At 50.6% G+C, this 25,928-nt stretch carries 20 protein-coding genes; 1 reads left to right on the forward strand and 19 read right to left on the reverse strand.

The features are described from left to right. Positions 1 to 1,017: 1,017 nt before the first annotated feature. From rpsO to B2Y11_RS04325, 19 genes are all read right to left on the reverse strand, one after another. Positions 1,018 to 1,287, reverse strand: coding sequence for a 30S ribosomal protein S15 (gene rpsO / locus B2Y11_RS04235; protein WP_008858838.1), 270 nt, complete (start codon positions 1,285 to 1,287; stop codon positions 1,018 to 1,020). A gap of 119 nt (positions 1,288 to 1,406) precedes the next feature. Beyond that, positions 1,407 to 2,195, reverse strand: coding sequence for an ABC transporter ATP-binding protein (locus tag B2Y11_RS04240; RefSeq protein WP_291056616.1), 789 nt, complete (start codon positions 2,193 to 2,195; stop codon positions 1,407 to 1,409). A gap of 2 nt (positions 2,196 to 2,197) precedes the next feature. Then, positions 2,198 to 3,079 carry an ABC transporter permease gene (locus B2Y11_RS04245; RefSeq protein ID WP_291056617.1) on the reverse strand — a complete coding sequence of 294 codons (882 nt, stop codon included), beginning with the start codon at positions 3,077 to 3,079 and terminating at the stop codon, positions 2,198 to 2,200. Between the two features lie 43 nt (positions 3,080 to 3,122). Further along, positions 3,123 to 4,097, reverse strand: coding sequence for an ABC transporter substrate-binding protein (locus tag B2Y11_RS04250; RefSeq protein WP_291056618.1), 975 nt, complete (start codon positions 4,095 to 4,097; stop codon positions 3,123 to 3,125). A gap of 156 nt (positions 4,098 to 4,253) precedes the next feature. Continuing rightward, on the reverse strand, positions 4,254 to 5,246 hold the full coding sequence (locus tag B2Y11_RS04255) for an ABC transporter substrate-binding protein (protein ID WP_291056620.1): 993 nt from the start codon (positions 5,244 to 5,246) through the stop codon (positions 4,254 to 4,256). A 466-nt stretch (positions 5,247 to 5,712) separates the two neighbouring features. After that, positions 5,713 to 5,898: a 50S ribosomal protein L32 gene (gene rpmF / locus B2Y11_RS04260; protein WP_008858833.1), complete on the reverse strand. Its 186-nt coding sequence runs from the start codon at positions 5,896 to 5,898 to the stop codon at positions 5,713 to 5,715. A gap of 259 nt (positions 5,899 to 6,157) precedes the next feature. Further along, complete coding sequence (locus tag B2Y11_RS04265) at positions 6,158 to 7,492, reverse strand: DUF3329 domain-containing protein (protein WP_349676014.1); 1,335 nt, start codon at positions 7,490 to 7,492, stop codon at positions 6,158 to 6,160. A 77-nt stretch (positions 7,493 to 7,569) separates the two neighbouring features. Beyond that, a complete protein-coding gene (locus B2Y11_RS04270; protein ID WP_291056625.1) occupies positions 7,570 to 8,502 on the reverse strand; it encodes a glycosyltransferase family 2 protein in 933 nt (310 codons plus the stop codon). A gap of 773 nt (positions 8,503 to 9,275) precedes the next feature. Beyond that, positions 9,276 to 11,138: an excinuclease ABC subunit UvrC gene (gene uvrC / locus B2Y11_RS04275; RefSeq protein WP_291056627.1), complete on the reverse strand. Its 1,863-nt coding sequence runs from the start codon at positions 11,136 to 11,138 to the stop codon at positions 9,276 to 9,278. After that, entirely contained in the window at positions 11,125 to 13,974 is a 2,850-nt protein-coding gene (gene uvrA, locus B2Y11_RS04280; protein WP_291056630.1) for an excinuclease ABC subunit UvrA, read from the reverse strand. Before uvrA ends, uvrC begins: the two co-directional genes overlap by 14 nt. A 356-nt stretch (positions 13,975 to 14,330) precedes the next feature. After that, positions 14,331 to 16,439, reverse strand: coding sequence for an excinuclease ABC subunit UvrB (gene uvrB, locus B2Y11_RS04285; protein WP_291056632.1), 2,109 nt, complete (start codon positions 16,437 to 16,439; stop codon positions 14,331 to 14,333). Between the two features lie 620 nt (positions 16,440 to 17,059). After that, positions 17,060 to 17,794, reverse strand: coding sequence for a ribonuclease III (gene rnc, locus B2Y11_RS04290; protein WP_291056634.1), 735 nt, complete (start codon positions 17,792 to 17,794; stop codon positions 17,060 to 17,062). Further along, on the reverse strand, positions 17,791 to 19,038 hold the full coding sequence (fabF, locus tag B2Y11_RS04295) for a beta-ketoacyl-ACP synthase II (RefSeq protein ID WP_291056636.1): 1,248 nt from the start codon (positions 19,036 to 19,038) through the stop codon (positions 17,791 to 17,793). The genes rnc and fabF overlap by 4 nt, the downstream gene beginning before the upstream one ends. A 171-nt stretch (positions 19,039 to 19,209) precedes the next feature. Beyond that, a complete protein-coding gene (locus B2Y11_RS04300) occupies positions 19,210 to 19,443 on the reverse strand; it encodes an acyl carrier protein (RefSeq protein ID WP_008858827.1) in 234 nt (77 codons plus the stop codon). Positions 19,444 to 19,580: 137 nt separating this feature from the next. Further along, positions 19,581 to 20,324, reverse strand: a complete 744-nt coding sequence (gene fabG / locus B2Y11_RS04305) for a 3-oxoacyl-[acyl-carrier-protein] reductase (protein WP_291056639.1) — start codon at positions 20,322 to 20,324, stop codon at positions 19,581 to 19,583. Positions 20,325 to 20,327: 3 nt separating this feature from the next. After that, positions 20,328 to 21,266, reverse strand: coding sequence for an ACP S-malonyltransferase (fabD, locus tag B2Y11_RS04310; protein WP_291056674.1), 939 nt, complete (start codon positions 21,264 to 21,266; stop codon positions 20,328 to 20,330). A 115-nt stretch (positions 21,267 to 21,381) separates the two neighbouring features. Beyond that, positions 21,382 to 22,374: a beta-ketoacyl-ACP synthase III gene (locus B2Y11_RS04315; RefSeq protein ID WP_291056678.1), complete on the reverse strand. Its 993-nt coding sequence runs from the start codon at positions 22,372 to 22,374 to the stop codon at positions 21,382 to 21,384. A 120-nt stretch (positions 22,375 to 22,494) separates the two neighbouring features. Then, a complete protein-coding gene (plsX, locus tag B2Y11_RS04320; RefSeq protein ID WP_291056641.1) occupies positions 22,495 to 23,520 on the reverse strand; it encodes a phosphate acyltransferase PlsX in 1,026 nt (341 codons plus the stop codon). Beyond that, complete coding sequence (locus tag B2Y11_RS04325) at positions 23,513 to 24,076, reverse strand: DeoR family transcriptional regulator (protein WP_291056644.1); 564 nt, start codon at positions 24,074 to 24,076, stop codon at positions 23,513 to 23,515. Before B2Y11_RS04325 ends, plsX begins: the two co-directional genes overlap by 8 nt. A gap of 422 nt (positions 24,077 to 24,498) precedes the next feature. Here B2Y11_RS04325 and B2Y11_RS04330 point away from each other — a divergent pair, with 422 nt between their 5' ends. Next, positions 24,499 to 25,569, forward strand: coding sequence for an NAD(P)H-dependent flavin oxidoreductase (locus tag B2Y11_RS04330; protein ID WP_291056647.1), 1,071 nt, complete (start codon positions 24,499 to 24,501; stop codon positions 25,567 to 25,569). Positions 25,570 to 25,928 lie beyond the last annotated feature (359 nt).

Consider the following 25,928-nt stretch of genomic DNA (forward strand, 5'->3'; position numbering starts at 1 on the left):
ATTTAATCAGCGCTTCCCTAGAAATTTTATCTTTCGCATATGGTATTCTCCCTGCAGAAAGTCTATATTCTCCATTTCATTACATCTATTCATATTTGATTGCGAAACAGGCAAGTATATTTGTTTATCATACTATTCTATTATTGAATTTTATATAACATAATAAGCATAGATGAGAATTTGGACAAGACCCGGGGAGTGGCCACGAAAAAATACCCGGGTCTTGGTCCGGCTGCAAGCCATCTCGTATGGATGAAACCATAAGAGCTCCGGGCTTCGGTCCGTTCGATGTGTTATGAGTAGTCTTGCATTACCTGATTAAGCACCTCGGTTCATTCTGAGGTTCTACAAGTGAAATGCCTGAAAGAGTCCATCGTCATGATGGAGCGGTGGAAGATTGGCGCACTTGTCTTCTATCCGCCGGGCCTAGCTCTTTCGGGCTTTTCGTGTTGTCTTGAATCGATGAAGGATGTCTGAATAGAAAAATTCCTGCCCTTTTTTATAGAGGACAGGAATTTTTTTATTGGGGTGATGCACCGGCTGATTCTATGATGGAAAAGATTCTCAGACCTATCCTCAGGGCTCTGCCCAGCTCCTTCCTTGGGAAGGAGCCAAATCACGTAGTTACCTTCCCCCGCGCTGTCATTTCGACCGAAGTGGAGAAATCTCCCTTCTCAATAGCACAAGCCGCATCGGGACCGGAGATCTCTCGACTCAGAGTCTCAATAGGGCTAGATACCTTTGCCCCCATATCGACATGCAGCTTCGCTCGAGATGACAATTCGCAGAACAGCGTACTATCATTTTGATAATTATCGGAATCTATAAGTGATGTGTAAGAAGGACTTTGAATAAACGATTTACATTTTTTCACAGTTCCCTGTTCTACCTTCTATCTATCGTGTCTGATTTTCACTTTCCCCTGCCCTGCATAGACCCATTTTCTGTGAATATCTTTCCTGCTATTTCGTTTTCCACTAAAAAAGGCTGCCCTTCGGCAGTCTTTTTTTAGAAATCTTATTTCAGGCGCAGGCCCAGTTTTGCACCGAGAGCTCTGTAGCGTTCGATGTCTTTGCGACGGAGGTAGTCCAGCATGTTTCTGCGCTGGCCAACCATTTTCAGCAGGCCGCGGCGGGAATGATGGTCTTTCTTGTGGGATTTCAGATGTTCGGTAAGGAGAGCGATTCTCTTAGAGAGGATAGCAATCTGTACTTCCGGAGATCCGGTGTCGCCTTCGTGGACTGCATAGGTGTCAATGATTTCTTTTTTTGCTTCAGCTGTTAACATAATAGCCTCCTATAAAAATATAAATTGCTGTATCCAGGTCTACGCCGGAGTTGCGATAAACTGGGGTACAGTTCAACCACGTGTAATTATACATGAACAGACTATAGATTGCAAGACGTTTATCCAAGAAGAACTCTATCACTCATGGCGCCGGAGGTTTCCTCAAATTTCTTCAGCAGATCGTCGATGGTGAGTTTCTGCTTTTCTTCAGGACTGTAGTCGGCAATAATGGTGCCGCTGTTCATCATGATGAGGCGGTTGCCGTATTTCAGGGCATCCCTCATGTTGTGGGTAATCATCAGGGTGGTGAGGTGCTGTTCGTGTACGATTTCATCGGTAATTTTCAGCACTTTGCCGGCAGTCTTCGGGTCCAGGGCAGCCGTAGGTTCATCCAGAAGAAGGATGTCCGGCTTTTTCAGAGTGGCCATGAGAAGGGTCAGTGCCTGGCGCTGGCCGCCGGAGAGAAGGCCGATTCTGGTGGAGAGGCGGTCTTCCAGGCCGAGGCCCAGGCGGGCTACCATATCACGGAACCGTTCGTGGTCGCCGGAGGAAAAGGCCCAGCGGAGGCGGCGGCTCTCCCCTCTTCGGGAGGCAATGATAAGGTTTTCTTCCACCTGCATGCCGGCGGCGGTGCCTTTCAGGGGGTCCTGGAAGACCCGGCCGATGTACTTGGCCCTTTTGTATTCGCTCACCTTGGTCACGTCGTGGCCGTTGATTTCAATGGTGCCACTGTCGGGAATGTAGGCGCCGGCGATGGAGTTCAGAAGGGTACTCTTCCCTGCGCCGTTGCTTCCGATGACGGTGCAGAAGTCGCCGTCGTTCAGGGTGAGGGAGAGATGGCTCAGGGCTTTCTTTTCATTGGTGGTTCCTTTGAAGAATGTTTTGCTGATGTCTGTAACTTTAAGCATGATCAGCCCGCCTTTCCGATATTGACTTTGCCTTTAATCATAGGTGCCGCCAGGGCAAGCATGACGAGGATGGCGGTGAAGAGTTTCAGGTCGTTCGGCGGCATGCCCAGATAGAGCACCACGGCAATGACCACGCGGTAGATAATGGAGCCCACCACCACAGCAAGGAGAGAGCCGGAGAAACTGTCCACGCCAAGAATGACTTCACCAATGATGACGGAGGCCAGGCCGATAACGATGGTACCGATGCCCATACCTACATCTGCAAAGCCGTTGTTCTGTGCTACCACAGCGCCGCAGAGGCCAATGAGGGCATTGGAAATAAAGAGGCCCATAATAATCATGGTGTCCGTGTTCACGCCCTGGGCACGGACCATCTGGGGGTTGTAGCCGGTGGCGCGGATGCACATGCCCAGCTCGGTACCGAAGAACCAGTAAATGAGGGCGGAAATAATAACCATGAGCACTGCCGGTACGATGAAGGCAGCTGTGGACTGGCTCACATGGAGCAGGCTGGCTGTGGTGGAAAATACGGTATCCACCCGCAGAAGAGAAATATTGGCCTTCCCCATAATGTGGAGGTTAATGGAGTAAAGGGCAATCATGGTAAGGATGCCGGCCAGAATGGCGGGAATCTTTAATTTCGTATAAAGGATGCCGGTAACCGTTCCTGCAATGAGGCCTCCTGCCGCACCAGCCGCAATGGCTGCCCAGGGAGAGGCGCCGGAAGCAATAAGAGAAGCTGCAATAGCACCACCCAGAGGGAAGCTGCCTTCGCAGGTCATATCCGGTACATCAAGTACGCGGAACGATAGAAATACGCCAATGGCCAGGATGGACCACATAAGTCCCTGGGCAATGGTGGAAACTGCTAAATCTGCCATTTGATTTCCTTCCTTTATAAGGTTAACTGAATACAAATCCTAATCAGGGTCTTGCAGGCTGTCCGTCATAGAGGTACAGCTTTCTGGAACGCTGCCACAGGTCTCCGGGCAGCGGAATATTCAAAGCATTCACCTGCTTCATATTGATGACGATATCCGGCTCCTGCTGCCACATGATGGGAATATCTTCCGGAATCAAATCCCCCTTCAGCAGACTGGCAGCCATGCGGCCACCGGAGAATCCCATGCGGTAGTAGCTGGGGGATACGGAAATGAGAGCGCCCCGCCGTACCATTTCAGACTGTTCTCCGATGATAGGAATATTGGCGCCATTCATCACCTTTACGATGTCATCAAAATGGGTGAGAAGGTCTGTGTCTTCCGGCACATACAGGGCTGTAATATGACCCACCAGTTTCTGAATCTGGGGCTCTGCCGCTTTGTCCGGCTGATAGGCTACCTCATAGAGAGAAAGCCCCTTCTGGGCTGCCACATCCCTCAGGATTTCCACCTGCAGCGATGCAGCGGCGTCACCGGGATTGTAAAGGATGCCCAGCTTTTTCAGGGACATACAGCGGCCGGCCATGCGAATCTGGGAAAGGATGGCCGGCGTATCCATCATGCCAGTGAAGTTATGGTGTCCTTCGAAATCCTTATCCTTTTTGAAATTCATGACCCCTACCCCGACTACGGGAATGTTTTTCGTCACCTTCGCAGCTGCTTTGGCGGAATCGGTGCCGATGGCAATGATGAGGTCCTTCCTGTCACGGGCAAACTTCTTGGCCGAAGCCTCCAGTTTCTTGTCATTGCCCTTGTCTTTGGCAATATCGATCTTTACCCTGCCTTTGCTGTATCCTTCCCCTTCCAGGGCTGCCAGTACACCGGCAGTCATTTTATCCTGCTCTGCCAGGTCGTCGGACTGGAGGATACCGATGGAGTATACGTCTTTCGCTGCAATAGGAAGGACATCCTCGTTCACCGGTTCCGCTGAAGAAGACCGGTACAAGATAACGGCCATTGCAATATTGCACACCGCGAAAATAAGCATTAACCACCAAAGCTGTTTCAGTTTTGAAGCCACGACACAAACCCTTTCCCTAAAATTTCAAAGCCATAGATAAAGAGTAACCTCCGAAGAAATCGGAAGTTACTCTTTGTCGTTTCACATATAACGTCAGATCATCTCTGCCCGGTCAAGAACTTCCTTCGGAATCTGGATGCCCAGTGTTTCCATTTCACTCTTATTGATGTAAAGCTTCGTCTTGTCTGCCCCTTCCACAGGGAAATCTTTTACCGTCTTATTTCCCTTCAGGATTTCCGCAGCCATCTGGCCTGCTCGGTGTCCGATATCATAGAAGCTGATGGACTCGGAAGCCAGCACGCCGTTCTTTACATGGCCCACTTCTGCGCCGTATACGGGGATTTTCTCCCTGTTGGCTACAGCCATAAGGGTAGGAATGGAAGAAGCGATAATGTTATCGGTAGGTATATAAATGGCATCTACCTTACCACCCAGGAAGCCTTCCGCCACCTGCTGCACATCATTCACAGAATTCACCGTCAGTTCCACCACATCAATGCCCAGGGGCTGGCAGTTTTCCTTCAGATGCTTTGCCTGCACCACAGAATTGATTTCACTGGAATTATAAATAATCCCGATTTTCTTGACATTCGGCTGGATTTCCTTAATCAGCTTCACCTGCTTATCCACAGGCCCCCGGTCATTGGTACCGGTCACATTGCTGTCCGGCGCCTTCTCCGACTTCATGAGCTTTGCATTTTCGAAATCGGAAATAGCGGTGCAGATAATCGGAATCTTATCGGTAGCATTGGCCATGGCCTGGGCTGCCGGCGTGGAAATGGCTCCGATGAGCTTGTAATTGCCGGACACATAACGGTTGGCAATGGCCTTCAGGTTGGACTGGTCGCCCTGCGCATTCTGCTGGTCGATTTCCACCTTATCCTTCAGACCTGCTTCATTCAGCGCATCCACAAAGCCCTTATTGGACTCATCCAGCGCCGGGTGCTGCACGATCTGTACAATGCCCACCTTCATCTTGTCCCCGGAGCCGCCGCTCTTGCCGCCGCCGCATCCCGCGAAAATACCTGCTGCCATAAGGCCGCATAAACCTACTGCCAGAATCTTCTTCCATTGATTTCCTGCCATTCTACTGTTCCTCCCTTTTTTTATTTTGCATCCATTCTCCTCTTCCAACGCTCCATAACTCCTAATCAAACTATCCTTCAAATGAAACCGGAACGAGCAGACTTCTGCATTGAACTTGCGATAATTATAGCATATTTTCTGCATGGATACCATGTGGAAAATAGATAAAAGAGGTCGCTTCCCCTATATGATTGTCCCACCGCTTGCGGGAGAAAGTGGTACCACAGACACAAAAGGGCACAAAAGATACTCAGGCTTGACGAGCCCTTTGGATTCTAAGAGCTGACATCGCCTATCCCCTGGTATTCAGCGCTCCTTCCACCGGAAGAAGCGCTGAATACCAGGGGATAGGTTCAAAAAAATGATGCCCTTACCGCCGACACTTCCAGCACCTTTTTTCTTCATTACTTCTCCCCTTTTCCAGACACTAAAAAAACGTTTCCCTCTGGAGGAAAACGTTTTTCTATTATTCTTCAACAGTCTTGCTGATGATCTGTTTGCCTTTGTAGTAACCGCATACAGGGCATACATGATGAGGTTTTTTCAGTGCATGGCACTGCGGGCATTCCACAAGACCCGGAACAGTCAGCTTCCAGTTAGCACGTCTCTTATCACGACGGGATCTGGAACTTTTTGTCTTCGGAACCGGCATTCTTAGCACCTCCTTACCTATCGGCCTGCCGCTTGATAGCTCCTGCTGTATGTTTCATACAGCGCCTTAAGCTGGTGGATAAAATTATCAACTTCATCATTATACGTGGAGAATTCGACTTTGTCAAGGGTTCATACTACTAAAAATTCATATGATACACCGCAGAAAATCACATATCATGCTCTCAATCATGTGATTAAAAAGGTGAATTAAACGCCTTCCTACTCCTAAGCCTGCCAAAAGATGTTATTGCGCAAGACTATTTATCTTTATTCGGATAAATGTGAAACGACTGAATCGTATGAAGTCCATAGTGCTTTGCTACACCTTTATTTAACCAATGTTGATTTTGTGCATGGGGCTTAATATCATCCAATTGATATGTAGCACAGAATTTATTCAGAGGAGTGATTGGATTTACATATACGTCCAAATTACCCTTTGCTTTTTCCATCTCTATAATCTTAAGGTTCTCGTTCCATCGCATAGCATAGTCATTGATACCATCTTTTGCTGTATGATAGATACTAACCGATGCCAGCAAAAGGCAAATTGTTATCAAAGCTTTGGTCTGTCTGATTCTAAAACTATAATGCCAATCATTATAAAGGATTCCTGCAGCAATAATCAATAAGACAGTACATCCTAGAAATACTCTAGTACTTAAATTTCCTACAATACCCATAGCACCAGCAGAAAGAACAGCTCCAACAAAATAAATCATTGCAACTCTTTTGTTTTTGCTGCGTCCTAAAAAAATGAACAATATAAAAATAACAACTAGCAGTAGTGTGGCATTAGGGTCTAAAAGTGCCTTAATATTATGTATTGAGGCTTTTAAAATGGAGATAATAGACTTAGTGTGATGTTCTGCCGCAAATCTAGCAAAGTTTCCTGGAGCCAGCCACAGCAATACAGCCCCAATTCCTGTACCAATAAAACCACTAACCGCAAAGGTCGGAATTTTTAAATACTGAATCTTATACAAGTACATATAAATAACCAGAATGCCTAAAATACCTACAGATACATTTTCATTAGACCATCCGGCCATGATTCCAAGCAAAAACAAGGCTATAATGAATGCAGCATGATTAAACATCCGGTATGATTCATTTAAGTAAAACCGCCAGAAGGATAAAAATAATAATGGAATGAGACTGGCCCACATATAATTGCCTGCCCCAGAAATCCATAAAATATCCTGTCCAAACGCAGGTAAGCACATAAAAAGTGAGAAATTAATGAAGATAAGGATGGAAGGTGACCATTTCCACTTGCCTATTATGTTTATATAAATAAGAAGAATAAATAATAAGTAGCCAAAAGTATTTAGATAATTGAAGATATGTTTCGGTAATGTCAAGAAATAGAGAGTGAAAAGCTCTCCCCAAACACGGCCTCCCCATCCTAGATAAAAGCCTCTGGCATGATTCCACCACCCGCGGAATTGATTAAGGTCTCCTATTCCATTACTTTTTACCAAATCATCAACTACCCACGGAGTAGGCTTATTTAAAAGATAAATCTCCACAACAATTCCCAGCAGGACAATAATAGTAACAAAAACTTCTAACTTTTTATTGCTATCAATTTTACGATTATAAAAACCATCTAATCAGTTAACTACATGCTCCATGTCCAAAATCCATCGATTCATAAAACATTCTCCTATTTCTTTTCCCTCACAATAAATATCTGTCTCTTTTTCGTTTCCAAATAAATCTTGGCTATGTAAAGGCCCATGATTCCCAAGGCTAACAGAACCAGTCCGCCCAGCAGGGTAATAATACACACCAGCGAAGGCCAGCCTGCCACGGGGTCTCCGAATGCAAAGGCTCTGATGACAATAAAGAGAAGAGCTATGAACGATACTCCACACATGAGGATGCCCATAATGGAAGATAGATAAAGTGGAATAGTCGTATATGCAAGAATCCCTTCAATGGAATACTTGAACAGTTTCCAAAATGACCACTTCGTTTCGCCTGCGCTTCGTTCTACGTTTTCATAAGCCAGCCATTTGGTATGAAATCCCACCCAGCTGAATATGCCTTTGGAAAAGCGATTGTATTCACTATCCTGAATGACCGCATTCACCATCTGTCTGGTCATCATGCGATAATCTCTGGCTCCATCCACAATTTCCGTATCCGATAATTCATTAATGAGTTTATAGAAAAGACGCGCAAAAAAAGAGCGGATTCGCGGTTCCCCTTTCCTTGTTGTTCTTCGTGTAGCCACACAGTCATAATCATTATCCGGATTATGAAGTATATGCCACATTTCAGGCAGCAAGGATGGCGGATCCTGCAAATCCACATCCATTGTCACTATATAATCGCCCTTTGCCATTTTAAGTCCTGCATAAAGGGCTGCTTCTTTGCCAAAATTACGGGAAAAGGAAGTGTAATGGACTACCCCCCCCGATTTTTTATTCAAGTCACGCAAAATATCGAGAGTCCCGTCGCGACTCCCGTCATCAATAAAGCAGTATTCTATGTCTGCATCAATCTGATGCCTGATTTTTTCTACCGCATCATAAAAAATGGGTATAGTGGCTTCTTCATTGAAACAAGGCACCACTATTGATAACAATTCCACCTGGTTTTCCCTCCACCGATCTATAATCATTAAAATCTGTCAAGTATTATAACATATTCCCTACTTGTACGGAAATCAAAACCTATTCATTTCTTCCACTTCAGATGTAGATGTATCCATATGTTTGAAAAGGGATGTGAAAAAATGTTCAATCAATTTTTCACATCCCTTTGATCGCTTATAGGCTCCGAGAATTTCCAACAACACTGTGGCTTGTATCACTTCGGAATGAGATTTCTCCACTCCGCTTCGATGCAGTCGAAATGGCAATGAAGTGGAGTAAGCACTTGTGTCAAACCGTTTCTTGTAAACCAAATGACTGTCCTGCCTTATATCTGCCCGGTCTGATGTCTTGCTTCTGCCCCTCCCGCCAGACTGGTATTTACCGACTATGGTGTCACTATCGACGCTTACCGAGATTCTTCGCTGGCGCTCAGAATGACCTCTCCGGCGGACTGTCTGAACGGCCATCCGTCTCTTGTCTGCGTCTGCCCACCCACCGACCGGTATTTATCGGCTTCTGTACCACTATCGGCATGTACCAAGATTCTTCGCTGCGCTCAGAATGACTTCCCCGGCAGCCTGTCTGACTGTCTGGCCGTCTCTTGTTTGCGTCTGCCCATCCGCCGACCGGTATTTATCGGCTTCTGTGCCACTATCGGCATGCACCAGGATTCTTCGCTGGCGCCCAGAATGACCTCTCCAGCGGGTGTCTGACTGTCTGAACGCCTGACATCTGGTTGTCTGATTGTCTAAAATCTGACATCTCTCGTCTATTCCCCCACCTTCTGCCCGTTAATGATCATCTGTTTTTCGTCTTTTCTCATATGGAAGAAACGGTGCACCGCTTCGGCGGCTCTTTTGTTCATGCCGGGTACCTGGGAGAGCTCTTCCACCGTGGCTTTTTTCATTTCGTCCAGGGAGCGGAAGGCATGCCACAGGGCGTTTCTTCTGGTGGGGCCGATGCCTTCGATGTGGTCCAGGATGGATTCGGTATTTCTCTTATTCGTCCATTTCCTGTGGTAGGTAATGACGAAACGGTGGGCTTCGTCGCGAATGAACTGGAGGAGCTGGAGGGCCGGTTCGTGATGATCCAGAATGATGGGGTCTTCGGAACCTTCCACGTAGATTTCCTCGATTCTCTTGGCCAGGCCAATGACAGGGGCATCACAGCCGGCGTTTCTGATGGCGGGCAGGGCGGCATGAAGCTGTCCCAGGCCGCCATCCAGAACGATAAGGTCCGGTGCGGGCCAGTCTTTTTCGTTTCCATAGCGGCGGCTCATGACTTCTGCCATGGATTTGAAATCATCGGCATGGCCCTGGGTGGTCTGGAGTTTGAATTTCCTGTACTCCCTCTTTGCCGGACGGCCATGTTCGAAGACCACCATGGAGCCTGTGGTTTCAGCGCCCTGGTTATGGGAAATATCGAAGCATTCCATCCGTTCCGGAAGCCTTGGCAGATGGAGCAGATCTTTCAATTTTTTCACTGCCCCCTGTTCTCTGGCGTCCTGGTATTCCCACTGCAGTTTCTTGTCGGAAAGATACTTGGCAGCATTGGCCATGGCCATGTCCTTCAGCCGCCGTTTGAATCCCCGCTGGGGCAGGATGAGGCTGACTTCGCTGCCCCGGAGCTTTGTCATCCAGGAGGCAATGAGATCCTGTTCCGCCGGAAGGAGGGGCAGGATGATTTCTTTGGGAATGGAGGTGGGATTGGCACCGTAGAAATCGCGGATGAAGGCGGTTACGATTTCTTCGTCCGTTTCGTTTTCACTTTCCGGAATGCTGAAGTTTTCCTTGCCCACCATGCGGCCGTAGCGGATATAGAAGACTTCCAGTCCTGCATGGCTGCCGTCTCTGGCATAGCCTACTACGTCGAAGTCCCCTTCGTTGGCTACGATGTGCTGGCGCTGCTGTACGGATTCGATGGCCCGGATCTGGTCCCGGAAATGGGCGGCCAGTTCATAGTCCATTTTTTCCGAAGCGTCCATCATTTTCTGCTTCAGTTCTTTTACCAGTTCCATGCTTTTCCCTTCGAAAAGATCGCACACCGTGCGTACATAGGAGTCGTAGTCTTCCTTTGAGCAGAGCTGGAAGCAGGGGCCTGCACAGAGGTGAAGGTGGTACTGGAGGCAGGGACGGGATACTTTCATGGACCGGCAGCTGCGGATGGGATAGTACCGCCGAAGGAGGCTCAGGGTGGTGCGAAGGCTCCCTACGTCGGTGAAGGGCCCGAAGTAGCGGGCGCCGTCGTCATGGCGGATGTTCCGGGTGACGAAGATACGGGGCCATTCTTCATTGGTGGTGATTTTCACATAGGGATAGGATTTGTCGTCCCTGAGGGAAATGTTGTACTTCGGGTGGATTTCCTTGATGAGGTTGCATTCCAGGATGAGGGCTTCCATTTCCGTGGCGGTCATGGTAATGTCCAGATCCTCCGCATGGCGGATCATGGCAGCCACCTTGGGGGAGCGGTTCTTGTCCTCCCTGACGTAGGAGCGCACCCGGTTCTTCAGGTTCTTTGCCTTTCCCACATAAATGATGCGGCCGTCCTTATCTTTCCAGCGATAGACGCCGGGGGAGTCCGGCAGGGCTTCCACCTTGGCCCTGATTTTGTCGTTTACGTCAATCATTTTCATGGGCTTTCATCACTTCTCTGGTTCTTTCAATCACAGGAAGCAGGTACTGGCCGGTGTAGGACCGCTTCACCCAGCAGATGTCTTCCGGTGTGCCGCAGGCCACCACTTCGCCGCCCTTGTCTCCCCCTTCGGGACCCAGGTCGACGATGTAGTCCGCCACCTTTACCACGTCCAGGTTATGTTCGATGACGACCACCGTATTTCCCTGGTCCACCAGTTTCTGCAGTACGATGAGCAGTTTCCTGATGTCTTCGGAGTGAAGGCCGGTGGTAGGTTCGTCCAGAATATAGAGGGTATCGCCAGTGCCCCTTCTCATGAGTTCCGTAGCCAGCTTCACGCGCTGGGCTTCGCCGCCGGACATGGTGGTGGCAGGTTGGCCCAGGTGGATGTAGCCCAGCCCCACTTCCTGCAGTGTTTCCAGTTTGCGGAGGATTTTCGGATGGTTTTCAAAGAAGGGTACCGCTTCATCCACCGTCATGTTGAGGACGTCGGAAATATTTTTCCCTTTGTACCGGACCTCCAGGGTTTCCCTGTTATACCGGGCGCCGTGGCAGACTTCGCAGGGTACGTATACATCGGAGAGGAACTGCATTTCGATTTTAATAATGCCGTCGCCGTGGCAGGCTTCGCAGCGGCCGCCTTTGATATTGAAGCTGAAGCGGCCGGGCTTGTATCCCCTCATTTTGGCTTCGGAAGTCTGGCTGAAGAGTTCCCGTATATCATTGAATACGCCGGTATAGGTGGCAGGATTAGAACGGGGCGTACGGCCGATGGGCTGCTGGTCGATGTCGATGATTTTATCCACATACTCCGCCCCTTCCATGGCGTCATACTTTCCGGCAGCATAGGAGGTGTGGTTCTTTATATTGGACAGGCCCTGGTAAAGGATTTCATTCACCAGGGTACTCTTGCCGGAGCCGGATTCACCGGTTACCACGGTGAAGGCGCCCAAAGGGAAAGACACGTCAATATGCTTCAGGTTATGCTCCGCTGCCCCCTTGACAGTAAGGAAGAGACCGTTTCCCTTTCTTCTTTCCTTCGGCAGGGGGATGTACTTATCCCCCCGGAGGTAGGCGCCGGTAATGGAGTTCTTCGATTTCTTAATATCCTCCGGCGTTCCTTCCGCCACCACATATCCTCCGTTTTCGCCGGCACCGGGACCGATATCCACCACCCAGTCGGCGGTGCGGATGGTGTCCTCATCGTGTTCCACTACAATAAGCGTATTTCCCAGGTCCCGCATGCCCTTCAGGGTAGCCAGCAGCTTATCGTTGTCCCGCTGGTGCAGGCCGATGGACGGTTCATCCAGAATATAAAGCACTCCCACCAGGCCGGAGCCGATCTGGGTGGCCAGGCGGATACGCTGGGCTTCACCGCCGGACAGGGTGGAAGCTCCCCGGGACAGGGTAAGGTACTCCAGACCCACATTGGACAGGAAGGTGAGACGGCTCTTCACTTCCCGGAGAATCTGGTCGGCAATGATTTTTTCCTTATCCGTGAGTTCCAGCTTTTCAAGGAAGGGCAGCAGATCTGATACAGGCATATCAGAAATCTCTGCTATATTCTTTCCTCCCACCCGGAAGGCCAGGCTTTCCGGACGGAGACGGGCGCCGTGGCATACGGGGCAGGGCTTTTCGACCAGGTAATTGGCCAGGGATTCCTTCATTTTTTCCGTCCAGGCTTCTTCGTACCGTCTTTTGGTCATGGGCACAATGCCTTCAAACTGCCGCTGGTAGGTCTTCGTCTCTCCGTCCTGGTTGGTATAGGAGAAAGTAAGTACTTCCCTGCCGCCGTACTTGAATTCTTCCTGCCCCTTTTCCGGCAGGTCGTCAAAGCAGGCATCCATGGTAAGGTCATAGGATTTCAAAAAGGCATCCAGCTGCTTGTACAGCCAGCTTTCCCGGTTATAGGGGAAGGGGCGGATAGCACCCAGACGGAAGGTCTGCTTATGATCCGGCAGGATACGGCGGAAATCCGCTTCCAGGGAGGAGCCGAGCCCCATGCAGGCCTGGCAGGCGCCGAAGGGATTATTGAAGGAGAAAATGCGGGGCTCCGGTTTTGGCAGGGAAATACCGCAGTCCGGGCAGGCAAAATGGGTGCTGAAAAGGTAGTCATTCCCGCCAACCACGGCTCCCACCATGAGACCGTCCCCCAGCTTCAGCGCTTCTTCCACAGAGTCCGTGAGGCGGCGCACGATGCCTTCCTTGATAACAATGCGGTCCACCACCACTTCGATGGTGTGCTTCTTATTCTTTTCTAGTTCGATTTCATCGGAAAGAGAGATTACTTGTCCGTCCACTCTCACCCGGACATAGCCTTCCTTCCGGAGCTCTTCCAGCAGCTTCTTGTGGGTGCCTTTTTTCTGGGAGGCCACAGGGCCCAGCACCATGAGCTTCGTCCTGTCTCCCAGTGCCATAAGGGCGTCTACGATCTGGTCCACCGTCTGCCGCTGGATGGGCCTGCCGCAGTGAGGACAGAAGGCCCGGCTGGCATGGGCAAAGAGCATACGGAGGTAATCATGGATTTCCGTCACCGTGCCTACGGTGGAACGGGGATTGTGGCTGGTGGATTTCTGGTCGATGGAAATGGCCGGTGAAAGGCCGGAAATCTTATCCACATCCGGCTTGTTCATCTGCCCTAAAAACTGGCGGGCATAGGCAGACAGGGACTCCACATACTTCCTCTGCCCTTCCGCATAAATGGTATCAAAGGCAAGAGATGACTTTCCCGAGCCGGAAAGTCCTGTGAACACGATAAGTTTATTACGAGGCAGGGTGAGGTCAATGTTCTTCAGGTTATTTTGCCTGGCCCCGTGAATGACAATTCCTTTTTCCATTCTATTCCTTTCTCATGATGTAAGTTTCATAAGCTGATGATTGATTCTATGTGATTATGGGTTTAGAGGGGCGCGCCTGACGGCGCAGGTTATGGCCCACTTCGTCGGCAGGTTGTGCAGAAAGGTTGTGTTTGCCGGGTTCAGGAGGAGTGATTCCGACTCCCTCACAAAAGAATACCGGTTTGGCAGGAAAAGGGAAACACTTTTCTCCGGGTCAAAGCCCAGTTGTAAAAGTTTTATAAAAATTTGCGCCTGCAGGGCGCCGCCTTTCCCTCTGAACCTTCTGACCCCGTCCGCCGGAGGCGGGCAGAACCCTTTGAATCCGGGGGCCGCTTTACGGCCCCTTTAGGCCCCTCTTATATTTTCTTCTTCATGGGCCGGTTGATTCTCTTCTTCCCCGCGCTCACCCTTTTCAAGGCAGCGTCGGCTCTGGAGCCATAGCGATCGGTCCACATCTGGCGCAGTTTGGCTAGCTGGTCCCTCCACATGGCGGCTTCTTCAAATTCCAGGGATTTGGCAGCCCTTTTCATATCTTTTTCGGTCTGCTGCATCTGCATATACAGCTCTTCATCCGACATTTCTTCCTTTTTGTCGGGTTTCTTACTGTACTCTGCCGGCTTTTCCTCTATCTTCGTAAGGTCGATGAGGTCCTTAACCCGCTTCTGCACTGTGTGAGGCGTAATGTGGTGTTCCTTGTTATAGGCTTCCTGGATGCTGCGGCGGCGGTTGGTTTCGTCAATGGCGTATTTCATGGACTTTGTCACCCGGTCCGCATACATGATGACGTGGCCGTGTTCATTCCTAGCGGCCCGGCCGATGACCTGGATCATGGATGTTTCCGAACGGAGGAACCCTTCCTTGTCGGCATCAAGAATGGCCACCAGGGATACTTCCGGCATATCCAGCCCTTCACGGAGCAGGTTGATGCCTACCAGTACGTCAAAAACGCCGGCCCGGAGGTCACGGATGATTTCCGCTCTTTCAATGGTGGCTACATCGGAATGAAGGTAACGCACCTTTACTCCTGCTTCGGTGAGGAAATCGGTAAGGTCCTCCGCCATTTTCTTGGTGAGTGTGGTAATGAGCACACGCTCATGGGCCTCTTCCCTCTTATGGATTTCACCGAGCAGGTCATCCATCTGCCCTTCAATGGGCCGCACTTCGATGCTTGGATCCAAAAGGCCGGTGGGACGGATAATCTGCTCTGCCAGGTTCGTCTGTACCCCCATTTCATAGGGCCCCGGCGTGGCGGATACATAAATAATCTGGTTGATTCGTTCCGTAAATTCATCAAAGGTCAGGGGCCTGTTGTCCAGGGCGCTGGGCAGGCGGAAGCCATAGTCCACCAAGGTGCGCTTTCTGGACTGGTCGCCGTTGTACATGGCCCGGAGCTGGGGCACCGTTACATGGGATTCGTCAATCATAATGAGGAAATCATCGGGGAAATAGTCCAAAAGGGTGTAGGGCGGCTCTCCGGGCTTTCTGTCCGACATATGGCGGGAATAGTTTTCGATGCCCGAGCAGTACCCTACCTCCTGCATCATTTCCAGGTCATAGTTCGTCCGCTGTTCCAGACGCTGGGCCTCCAGCAGTTTTCCTTCATCCCTGAGTTCCTTCAGCCTTCCCTGCAGTTCCGTCTCAATGGAGCCCATAGCCCGCCGCAGTTTATCGGAGCTGGTAACATAATGGGAAGCAGGAAATATGCCGATGTGGTTTCGTTCCGCCACCGTTTCTCCGGTGAGCACATCAAACTCGGTGAGTGAGTCCACCTCATCGCCGAACATTTCAATCCGCACGGCCACATTATTTTCGGACGCAGGAAATACGTCGATGGTATCGCCCCGTACCCGGAAGGTATCTCTGGTGAAATTCATGTCATTCCGCATGTACTGCATATTCACCAGCTTTTCGATAATGGTATCCCTGTCGATTTCCTCTCCCGGACGAAGGGAAAGGCCCATGGTGCTGTAGTCCTCCGGATCCCCCAAGCCGTAAATACAGGACACGGAAGCCACGATGATAACGTCCTTCCTTTCAAAGAGGGCCATGGTTGCGGAATGGCGCAGCCTGTCGATTTCCTCGTTCCGGGACGAATCTTTCTCTATATAGGTGTCCGTCTGGGGCACATAGGACTCCGGCTGGTAATAATCGTAATAACTGACGAAATAATACACCGCGTTGTCCGGGAAGAAATCTTTGAACTCGCTGGCCGTCTGGGCCGCCAGGGTTTTATTCGGTGAAATAATCAGGGTAGGCCGCTGCACTTCTTCAATTACCTTGGCCATGGTAAAGGTTTTCCCTGTGCCTGTAGCCCCCAGAAGCACCTGGGCCCACTGCCCCTCATTCAGCCCTTCTACCAGTGATTTCACCGCCTTTGGCTGGTCACCGGTAGGCTGAAAAGGCGCCTTCAGCTTGAATGGAACCATGGGCTCCATATACTGCCTTTGTATCCTGCTCTTATCCATAGACATCCTCTTCGCGTAAAGAAAAATGAAACCATTCAAAATGAACAGTTTCATAATCGACATTTTTCTATTTTAATTATACCATGACAGGCAAGTAATTGTGTGTTTGGGGAGAGAAAAAAGGTTCTTAAGATTGATGCGCCCTGCGGCATGAGAGCTCAGAAGGTTCAAAGGGTTCTGAAGTTTGACAGCGGCCTTTGGCCGCTGAGGGTTGTGGATAGCCCCACAGGGGAAACGACTCACTGGATTTTCAGTCGTCTGACGACTCCCTACAAATCCAGTTCGCTGTGCACCGCCTTTGGCGGCTATGAGTATAAAGTCGACGTTACGGGACTTGCGTTTGTGTCATTATTGCTCCCCAGTCATTTCGAGCAATGGTAAGCGCAATATGAATCCTGCCTATCATGGATTCAGTGAAACGAAGTCCTCAAATCTCCCTGCAGAAGACTGCCTGTCGGCAGGCAGCCTCTTAAAAGGAAGGCCTATCTAAATTTTTCGTGTCCCCTTTCCCATCCTAAAGGGAACGCGGGACGTTGCGGGATTTGCCTTTATGTCTCCGGCGCTGCATAGCGAAGAGACCATCACAAAAGCACCGTCCCTTCCGGATCCGGTGCTTTCTTTTATATCTGTGCGCCTTTCTGCAGGCGGCCGATGGCTTCTTTGGCCGCTTTCTGGGCTGCTTCTTTTTTATTTTTTCCTTTGCCTGTACCGAAGTCTTTTCCATTGATGGTAATCTTCATCCAGATGGTTTTGTCATGGTCCGGCCCTTCGTCGCGGATGACTTCGTAGTGGATTTCTGCATCTTTGTGCTTCTGCACCAGTTCCTGCAGGTCCGTTTTGTAGTCATGGTCGTAGTTGCCTTCGTCGATGAGGTCCAGGTATTTCTTCAGGTGACCCAGGATGAAGCGGGATGCCACTTCGTAGTTGTTGTCCAGGTAGATGGCGCCGATGACTGCTTCGAAGGCGTCTCCCAGGATGGAGACCCTTGTCCTTCCACCGGACATTTCTTCGCCCCTGCCAAGACGCATGTAGTCGCCGATGTGGAACTTGGCGGCACATTCTGCACAGGCCGGTTTACATACGGCGCTGGCTTTGGCGCGGGTCAGATTTCCTTCAGGCCAGGTAGGAAAGCGGAGGAAGAGGTATTCCCCCACCACCAGGTCCAGTACTGCGTCCCCCAGGAATTCCAGTCGTTCATTGTCATGAATGACTTCGTTCTTATGCTCGTTGGCATAGGAAGTATGGGTGAGGGCGGTGTTCAGGAGCTGGATATTCTGTACGGGAATATTGTTCTCTTCCGCAAATTTCCTTACTTCCTCAAGGCGTTCTTTACGCCTTGTTTCTGCATGGCTCATTCTTCATAGCGCCTCATCACCACAACAGCGTTGTGACCGCCGAAGCCGAAGGCATTGGACATGGTGACATCCACCTTCACGTCCCGGGGGCCTTCCTGTACATAATCCAGGTCGCATTCCGGATCCGGAGTCTTCAGGTTCAGGGTCTGGTGTACTTTATTGTGCTCAATGGACAGTACGCATACGATGGCTTCGATAGCGCCGGCTGCGCCCAGCAGATGGCCGGTCATGGATTTGGTGGAGTTGATAACCACGTCATAGGCATGTTTGCCCAGTACATCTTTGATGGCCTTTGTTTCATTCTTGTCGTTCAGGCCGGTGGAGGTACCGTGGGCATTGATGTAGTCAATGTCATCAGGGGAAATGCCTGCGTCGTCGATGGCTTTCTTCATGCAGCGGGCAGCCAGTTCTCCGCCGGGACGGGGAGCGGTGATGTGGTAGGCATCGCCGTTGGAACCGTAGCCGATGACTTCTGCATAAATGTGGGCGCCTCTCTTCTTTGCATGTTCAAGTTCTTCCAGAATGAGCACGCCGCTGCCTTCGCCAAGGACAAATCCGTCTCTTCTTACGTCAAAGGGGCAGGATGCTTCTTCCGGCGGGCATTCGCGGGAGGACAGGGCCTTCATGGCAGCAAATCCTGCCATCGGGGTCTTTGCCACAGCAGCTTCGGTGCCGCCGGCAAACATAACATCTGCATCGCCGTACTGGATGGTTCTGGTGGCGCGGCCGATGGCGTTGTTTCCGGAAGCGCAGGCGGTCACATCTGCCAGTACCGGTCCCATGAGGCCGAAGTTGATGGATACCTGGCCTGCAGCCATATTGGCAATCATCATAGGAACAGCAAAGGGATTGACCTTGGAAGGTCCTCTGGTATCGATGCGATGTACCGTATCTTCCATGGTTCCGATACCGCCGATGCCGGTACCGATGATGGTACCAACGCGATCCGGGTTTTCAGCGCTCATGTCCAGCTTGGCGTCTTCCACAGCCATTCTTGCTGCAGCCACGGCAAACTGCACATTCCGGTCCATATGGCGGACGGCTTTCCTGTCCCCCACATATTTCACCGGGTCAAAGTCTTTCACTTCACCGGCAATGCGGACAGGAAAATCTGCCGCATCAAATTCGGTAATGGGGCCGATGCCCGATTTTCCTGCCATCAGCGCATTCCAGAATTCCTCTGTTCCAATGCCTACAGGAGAAACGACACCCATGCCTGTAATAACAACTCTTCTTTTTTCCATTAAGGAGCACCTCGCAATAACAATGATAAATATCTATATTCACGGTAGGATAAAACCTCAAAAAAACGGATGACAACGGACTGGTGATCCGCTTTTTTGAGGCATTTTCCCCATCATACTGGTTTGCCGGGGAAACAATTCCCCGGCTCCATTATGACTATTACTTTCTGATTACTGAATCTGGCTGTCGATGTAGTCTACAGCGTTCTTTACAGTCTTAATCTTTTCAGCAGCATCATCCGGAATTTCGATGTCGAATTCTTCTTCAAATGCCATGATCAGTTCAACGATGTCGAGGGAATCAGCGCCCAGGTCGTCAATGAAAGTAGAATCGATAGTAACATCAGCTTCGTTTACACCCAGCTGGTCAACAACGATTTTCTTTACTCTGTCAAATGTGCTCATTATGATTTCACCACCTTTCACTGGAAATTGTACCTTTCTGATTATATTACAAGTATGGGAGCTTGTCACCTGTTTTCCAAAGAACAGGCCGTTTTTTTTAACAGCGTCTCATAAAACAGGGACTTTCCCTATCCGGATTACATCACAAGTCCGCCGTCCACCACCAGCACCTGTCCGGTGATGTAGGAGGAGTCGTCGGATGCCAGGAAGCATACGGCTTTGGCAATATCTTCCGGCTGTCCCATCCGTCCCATGGGGATGGAGGAAATCATGCCTTCCCTGATCTTTTCAGGAATGCCGTCGGTCATGGCCGTTTCAATGAAGCCGGGAGCCACGGCGTTGACGCGGATGTTCCGGGCAGCCATTTCCTTGGCGCAGGCTTTGGTGAGGCCGATAACCCCTGCCTTGGCAGCGGCGTAGTTGGCCTGGCCGATATTGCCCATAATGCCGACTACCGAAGAAATATTAATGATAGAGCCTTTTCTCTTTCTCATCATCATGGCAGCAGCTGCCTTGGTGGTAAGGAAATCGCTCTTAAGGTCAGTGGCAATCACATCATCCCAGTTCGATTCCTTCATGCGGATGAGGAGGGCATCCCTGTTGATGCCGGCATTATTGACCAGTACGTCCAGCCCGCCGAATTCATCTTTCACTGCTTTGAAAATGCGGTCCACATCTTCACTTTTGGACACGTCGCCCTGAATGGTAAAAGCCTTGCCGCCTGCTTCTTCGATTTCCTTCTTCACCGCTTCTGCTGCGTCATGGCTTCCTGCATAATTCAGGGCCACTGCAAAGCCTTTGGCAGCCAGGGCCAGGGCGATGGCCCGGCCAATGCCTCTGGAAGCACCGGTTACCAGCGCTGTTTTTTCAATATTTTCCATGGATTATTCTCCCTTCAGGGCTTTCACCACTTCATCCACCGTTGCCACGTCTTCTGCATGAACACAGGGCACCTTGCGGTCGATTTTTCTCATGAATCCGGAAAGAACGGTTCCCGGGCCTGCTTCTACCGTATAGTCCACGCCACCGGCAATCATGTTCCTGATAGATTCTTCCCAATGCACCGGATGAGCGGCCTGGTCTACCAGGTTTTTGCGGATTTCATCGGCCTTCATTTCTTCCTTTGCATTCACATTGGCCACCACCGGAATCTTTGTATCATGGATTTCAATGGTATCCAGCACTTCCTTCAGACGGGCAGCTGCCGGTTCCATAAGGGTGGAATGGAAGGGGGCGCTTACGTGGAGCATGATAGCCCGGCGGGCGCCGGATGCCTTCAGTGCTTCGCATGCCTTTTCCACAGCCTTGGTAGCCCCGGCGATGACCACCTGTCCCGGGCAGTTGAAGTTAACTGCCTGTACCGGCGCTTCCGGAGTGGTGACAGACTGACATACTTCCACAATCTTATCCGGCGTCAGGCCGATAACTGCCGCCATGCCGCCTTTGCCCAGAGGTACTGCCTCCTGCATAAAACGGCCGCGGAGATGAACCGTTTTCACAGCGTCTGCAAAGGAAAGAGCGCCGGCTGCCACAAGAGCGGAGTATTCGCCCAGGCTGTGGCCTGCAGCAATGTCCGGTTCCACTCCCTTTTCCTTCAGCACCTGCCATACAGCTACGCTGGCGGTCAGAATGGCGGGCTGGGTGAACTCCGTCTTCATCAGTTCGGAGTCCGGGCCCTCAAACATCATTTTGGAAATAGAAAAGCCCAGTGTATCATCCGCTTCTTCAATCAGATGCTTTACAGAATCGTACTTTTCATAGAGATCATGAACCATGCCCACCTTCTGGGAGCCCTGGCCGGGGAAAAGAAATGCAGTTTTCATCATATCACCTCATGGCGTAATACGTAATGGTAACATTGTAGACATTGGAAATAAACTCATGGGAAAAAACGTTTTCCATAGACGGACATCAGAAACTTCAGCAGCCTTGACCGCCTCACATCCATCTCATCACGTCGCAGCCCCAGGTCAGGCCGGCGCCGAAGCCGGTGAGGACCACGATATCCCCGTGCTTCACCCTGCCTGCCCGCACTGCTTCATCAAGGGCAATGCCTACGGAGGCGGCGGACGTGTTGCCGAAGCGGTTTACGTTCACCCACATTCTATCCGCCGGCACCTGCAGCCTCTTCGCAATGGCCTGGATAATGCGGTTATTGGCCTGGTGGGCGATAAACATATTAATATCCTCTTTCTTCACGCCTGCTGCGTCCAGCGTCTTCAGGGTGGTGGCCCCCATGTGGCGGACCGCCGCCTTGAACACTTCCGGCCCTTCCATGTGGATATAAATACGGCCGGAATCGATGGCACGGTGGGTGACCGGTTCCGCAACGCCGCTAGCGGGAATATCTAAGATTTTGCCAAGGCTGCCGTCGGAGCCAAGGTCCGAAGCCAGAAGACCATAGCCTTCTTCCGTTTCTCCAATCACCGCTGCTCCGGCGCCATCGCCGAAGAGGATGCAGGTGGACCGGTCATGCCAGTTCACCAGACGGGACAGGATTTCAGCGCCGATAATCAGTACATGTTTGTACATGCCGGCCTTTACCATATTGGAAGCCAGGGCCACTGCGTAGATATAGCCGGAACAGCCGGCGGAAATATCCATGGCTCCTGCATGGGTGCAGCCCAGCTTGTCCTGCACCAGGCAGGCAGTGGAAGGCACCACATAGTCCGGAGAAGCGGTGGCCACCAGCACAAAATCAATATCATCGGCAGTCACACCGGCTGCCTCCATAGCCTGGCGGGCCGCCTTTACGCAGAGATCCGATGTATTTTCCGACTGGGCGGCAATATGTCTTGTCTCAATGCCTGTCCTGGTGCGGATCCATTCATCGGATGTATCCACCATTTTTTCCAAATCTTCATTTGTCAGTATCTTTTCCGGCGCATAATGACCGGTGCCAAGTATACCGGCAAAACGTTTTGTATTCATCATTAGAAATCCTTTCCCTGAAAAGAGACAGATTCTTACTTCTGAAACAGAATGGGGAAAAGCATCATCCCGTTGAATCTGCTTTTCCAAAATATCCATGCTTCCATAAGGAAGGAAAAATTATGATTCTTTCGGTAATTCCATGTGGGACAGGGTTTCCGCCACCACTTCATCCAGCCGCTGGCTGCAGACGTCCCTGGCCATGCGGATAGCATTCTTGATAGCCCGGGCTTTGGATGCTCCGTGGCAGATGAGAAGGGCTCCTTTGATACCAAGGAGCGGCGCACCGCCGTATTCGGAATAGTCCAGCCGCTTGGCCATATATTTCTTCAGTGCCGGCTTCAGGAGAAGGCCTCCCAGCTTGGCCCGGATACCGCCTTTCATGACTGCGTCCTTTAAAAGGGCGGCCATGAGCTTTCCCGCTCCTTCCCCGAATTTCAGCACCACATTGCCTGTGAAGCCGTCGGTAACGATGACGTCGAAATCGCCGGTCATCACATCCCGTCCCTCCGCATTCCCTGCAAAGGGAATAACTTTCTGTCCGGAGAGCACCTGGTTCGCCTCTGCCACCAGGGGGCTGCCCTTGGCGCTTTCTGCGCCGATATTCAGAAGCCCGATTTTCGGATGGGCAATACCTGCCACCTTCACTGCATAAATATATCCCAGAAGGGCATTCTGCACATAGGTTTCCACCTTGGGCTGGGCGCTGGCGCCGGAATCAATGAGGTATGTATATCCCCCTTTTTCATTGGGAATAGGAGTCAGGATAGCGGGCCTTTCAATGCCCTTAATCCGTCCGATGCCCAAAAGACCTGCAGTTACCGCAGCGCCGGTGGAACCGGGAGCGATGAGGGCTCCGCATTCCCCGCTTTTCACAAGTCTCGCTCCCACTGACACGGAAGCGTCCTTCTTCTTGCGGTAAGCCATGCCGGGATGTTCCCCCATTTCAATGACCTGGGACGCATGGTGGATTTCGATAAGAGGATTATTTTCCTCATGATGCTTCTGTAAAATATCACGGATCCGTTCCTCGTCACCTACCAGCACCACAGGTATGTGATACTCCCGTACCGCCTGAACAGCGCCAAGAACGATTTCCAGCGGCGCAAAATCACCGCCCATAGCGTCAACTGCGATTTTATCCATGGGACGCCTCCGTCTCACTCAAAATTTCCATAATAAATTTGGCCCGGTATACCTCTTCATCTCCGCGGAAGAAACTGATATATATATGTTTCTTATTTCCCCGCATAAGGACGATGCGCCCTTTGACTATCAGGATAGTTCCGGGAACCACAGGAATCTTGTACTTGATATTTCCCACCTGGGTAGATGCAAAGGGCACTCCCGCCAGGGCCTCCGCAAATCCGGCCGCAGCGCCGTAGAGCTTTTCTGCAGACACCATGCCGGCACTGTCGGCCATATCGTCTGTAGTCTTCAAAAGACCTACACCCTTCTGTCCCACATCCAGATCAAGAACCCGAAGCCCTTCCCGGGCCTCTGAAGGCTGGGAAGCCACCAGATGTTCCATGCGCTCCCTCATTTGGGGAATGCCCAGGGTCTGCCTGTCCAGCCGGATGGTGGCTGCAGATACAGAAAAACGTTCTGCCAGATCTCCGTCTGTCAGACATGGATTTTGGCGAAGTAAATTCTGTATGGCTTCTCGTCTTTGATTTTTATCCATTTTCCGTTTTTCCGTCATTTTTATCACCTGCTGATAATACTATACCACAACCATGCAAGTACTGCACCCGAAAATTGGATAAAAGGTAAAATTTCGATTTCATCCTGTTTCCCGCACTCCCCTCTCGTCCCTTTAGGGAAGAATGTCCTCCGACAGAGAAGAAGCATAACGGCAGAAACCAGATTTTTGTTATTTCTGCTGTTATCACCAGATGTAAAAGAAATCCCTCCTATAGAGGAAACAGAAATCCCATAGTTTTATATTCAAACCTAATTAGCTTTGTGTATGAATAACTATGTGATAGAACAGAAAAATTCTCATTGACTTATTGGCGTCCATGGAATAAACTACAGTAAATACAGGGTACTACATGAATTTGTATTTGTCAAACATTTAAAAAGTTTTGTATTATATTTTTAAAACTTAGCAGGAGGAAAAATATGAAATTTCCAAAACTCCACATCGGTGACCTCACCGCCAATATCCCCATTATCCAGGGCGGCATGGGCATAGGCGTCAGCCTTTCCGGCCTGGCCGGTGCCGTGGCAAAAGAAGGAGGCATCGGCGTTATTTCCGCCGCTCAGGTCGGCTTCAATGAACCCGATTTCCGCACCAACACAGTGAAAGCCAACATCCGTGCGCTGAAGGACCAGATCCGGAAGGCCAGGGAAAAAGCGAGAAACGGAATTATCGGCGTAAACATTATGTGGCGGGGCCAGCACTATGAAGACTACGCCCGCACCGCCGCCGAAAACGGAGCGGACATCATCTTCTCCGGCGCCGGACTTCCGGCGGACCTTCCTGTATGTGTGGAAGGGACCGATACAAAAATCGCACCCATCATCGGTTCTCCCAAAGCAGCCCGGGTCATTCTGAAACTGTGGGCCAAGCACCATAACCGCACTGCCGATCTGGTAGTTATCGAGGGGCCGAAAGCCGGCGGCCATCTGGGCTACACCAGAGAACAGATCAAAATTCACGAAAGCGACGGCTATGAAAAAGAAATCAGGGAAATCCTCGACGTGGTCAAAGAATTTGAAGAAAAATTCCATAAGAAAATCCCCGTCATCTTCGGCGGCGGCATTTTCGATAAAAAGGATATTGAGCATTACCTCTCCCTGGGCCTCTCCGGCGTGCAGATGGCTACCCGTTTCGTAGCCACCAAAGAGTGCGACGCATCGGAAGCTTTCAAAAATATGTATGTAAAGGCCAAAGAAAAGGACGTCACCATCGTGCAGAGCCCGGTCCACATGCCCGGCAGAGCCCTTTTGAACCCCTTTGTCTGCGCCGTGCAGCAGAGAAGAATGCCGGTAACCAACTGCTTCCACTGCCTTAAGACCTGTGACCCCGGCACCACCCCCTACTGCATCACCCAGGCCCTCATCCGCGCCGTCAAAGGAGATGTAGACCACGGCCTCGTCTTCTGCGGTGCCAATGCATGGAAAATCAATAAAATCACCACGGTTCATGACCTGTTCACCGAACTGTTGGAAGGAACGGCAAAGGCGTAATGTACTGCGGCCGAAGGCCGCAGAGGGGCGCCGCAGGTTGTATAAAAAGGTTGTGTGCGCTTCGCGCAAAGAGGCCGGTTTCGAAAGGTTCAAAGAGTTCTGTGGGTTCAGAGGGGGAAGGTTGACGGGGCCTGGGGCCCCGAGGGTTCCTAAGGTTCTTAAGTTTGACAGACGCTCTGCGTCTGAGGGTTGTGGATTGCCGCTAACGCGGCAATAAATATAAAGTCAGCGTTACGGGATTACCTTTCCTCCCTCATCGTCATTCTCAGCCGCAGGCGAAGAATCTTAGGGAAGCGCTGATTAAATCGTTATCGGATTTCATTCTTGAATTTTTATTCAATGCAAGGAATAAGTCGACG

Source organism: Dialister sp. UBA1703, from assembly GCA_002320515.1.
Classification (GTDB): Bacteria; Bacillota; Negativicutes; order Veillonellales; family Dialisteraceae; genus Dialister.

Bases quoted from the DNA above. Each gene is read 5' to 3' on its own strand.
- fabF (WP_291056636.1), bottom strand. From the start codon at position 19,038: ATGGAAAAAAGAAGAGTTGTTATTACAGGCATGGGTGTCGTTTCTCCT.
- fabG (WP_291056639.1), bottom strand. From the start codon at position 20,324: ATGGAAAATATTGAAAAAACAGCGCTGGTAACCGGTGCTTCCAGAGGC.
- uvrA (WP_291056630.1), bottom strand. From the start codon at position 13,974: ATGGAAAAAGGAATTGTCATTCACGGGGCCAGGCAAAATAACCTGAAG.
- rpsO (WP_008858838.1), bottom strand. From the start codon at position 1,287: ATGTTAACAGCTGAAGCAAAAAAAGAAATCATTGACACCTATGCAGTC.
- B2Y11_RS04255 (WP_291056620.1), bottom strand. From the start codon at position 5,246: ATGGCAGGAAATCAATGGAAGAAGATTCTGGCAGTAGGTTTATGCGGC.
- B2Y11_RS04300 (WP_008858827.1), bottom strand. From the start codon at position 19,443: ATGAGCACATTTGACAGAGTAAAGAAAATCGTTGTTGACCAGCTGGGT.
- B2Y11_RS04250 (WP_291056618.1), bottom strand. From the start codon at position 4,097: ATGGCCGTTATCTTGTACCGGTCTTCTTCAGCGGAACCGGTGAACGAG.
- plsX (WP_291056641.1), bottom strand. From the start codon at position 23,520: ATGGATAAAATCGCAGTTGACGCTATGGGCGGTGATTTTGCGCCGCTG.
- B2Y11_RS04245 (WP_291056617.1), bottom strand. From the start codon at position 3,079: ATGGCAGATTTAGCAGTTTCCACCATTGCCCAGGGACTTATGTGGTCC.
- uvrB (WP_291056632.1), bottom strand. From the start codon at position 16,439: ATGGATAAGAGCAGGATACAAAGGCAGTATATGGAGCCCATGGTTCCA.
- B2Y11_RS04330 (WP_291056647.1), top strand. From the start codon at position 24,499: ATGAAATTTCCAAAACTCCACATCGGTGACCTCACCGCCAATATCCCC.
- fabD (WP_291056674.1), bottom strand. From the start codon at position 21,266: ATGAAAACTGCATTTCTTTTCCCCGGCCAGGGCTCCCAGAAGGTGGGC.
- B2Y11_RS04240 (WP_291056616.1), bottom strand. From the start codon at position 2,195: ATGCTTAAAGTTACAGACATCAGCAAAACATTCTTCAAAGGAACCACC.
- rpmF (WP_008858833.1), bottom strand. From the start codon at position 5,898: ATGCCGGTTCCGAAGACAAAAAGTTCCAGATCCCGTCGTGATAAGAGA.
- B2Y11_RS04325 (WP_291056644.1), bottom strand. From the start codon at position 24,076: ATGACGGAAAAACGGAAAATGGATAAAAATCAAAGACGAGAAGCCATA.
- uvrC (WP_291056627.1), bottom strand. From the start codon at position 11,138: ATGAAAATGATTGACGTAAACGACAAAATCAGGGCCAAGGTGGAAGCC.
- rnc (WP_291056634.1), bottom strand. From the start codon at position 17,794: ATGAGCCATGCAGAAACAAGGCGTAAAGAACGCCTTGAGGAAGTAAGG.
- B2Y11_RS04315 (WP_291056678.1), bottom strand. From the start codon at position 22,374: ATGAATACAAAACGTTTTGCCGGTATACTTGGCACCGGTCATTATGCG.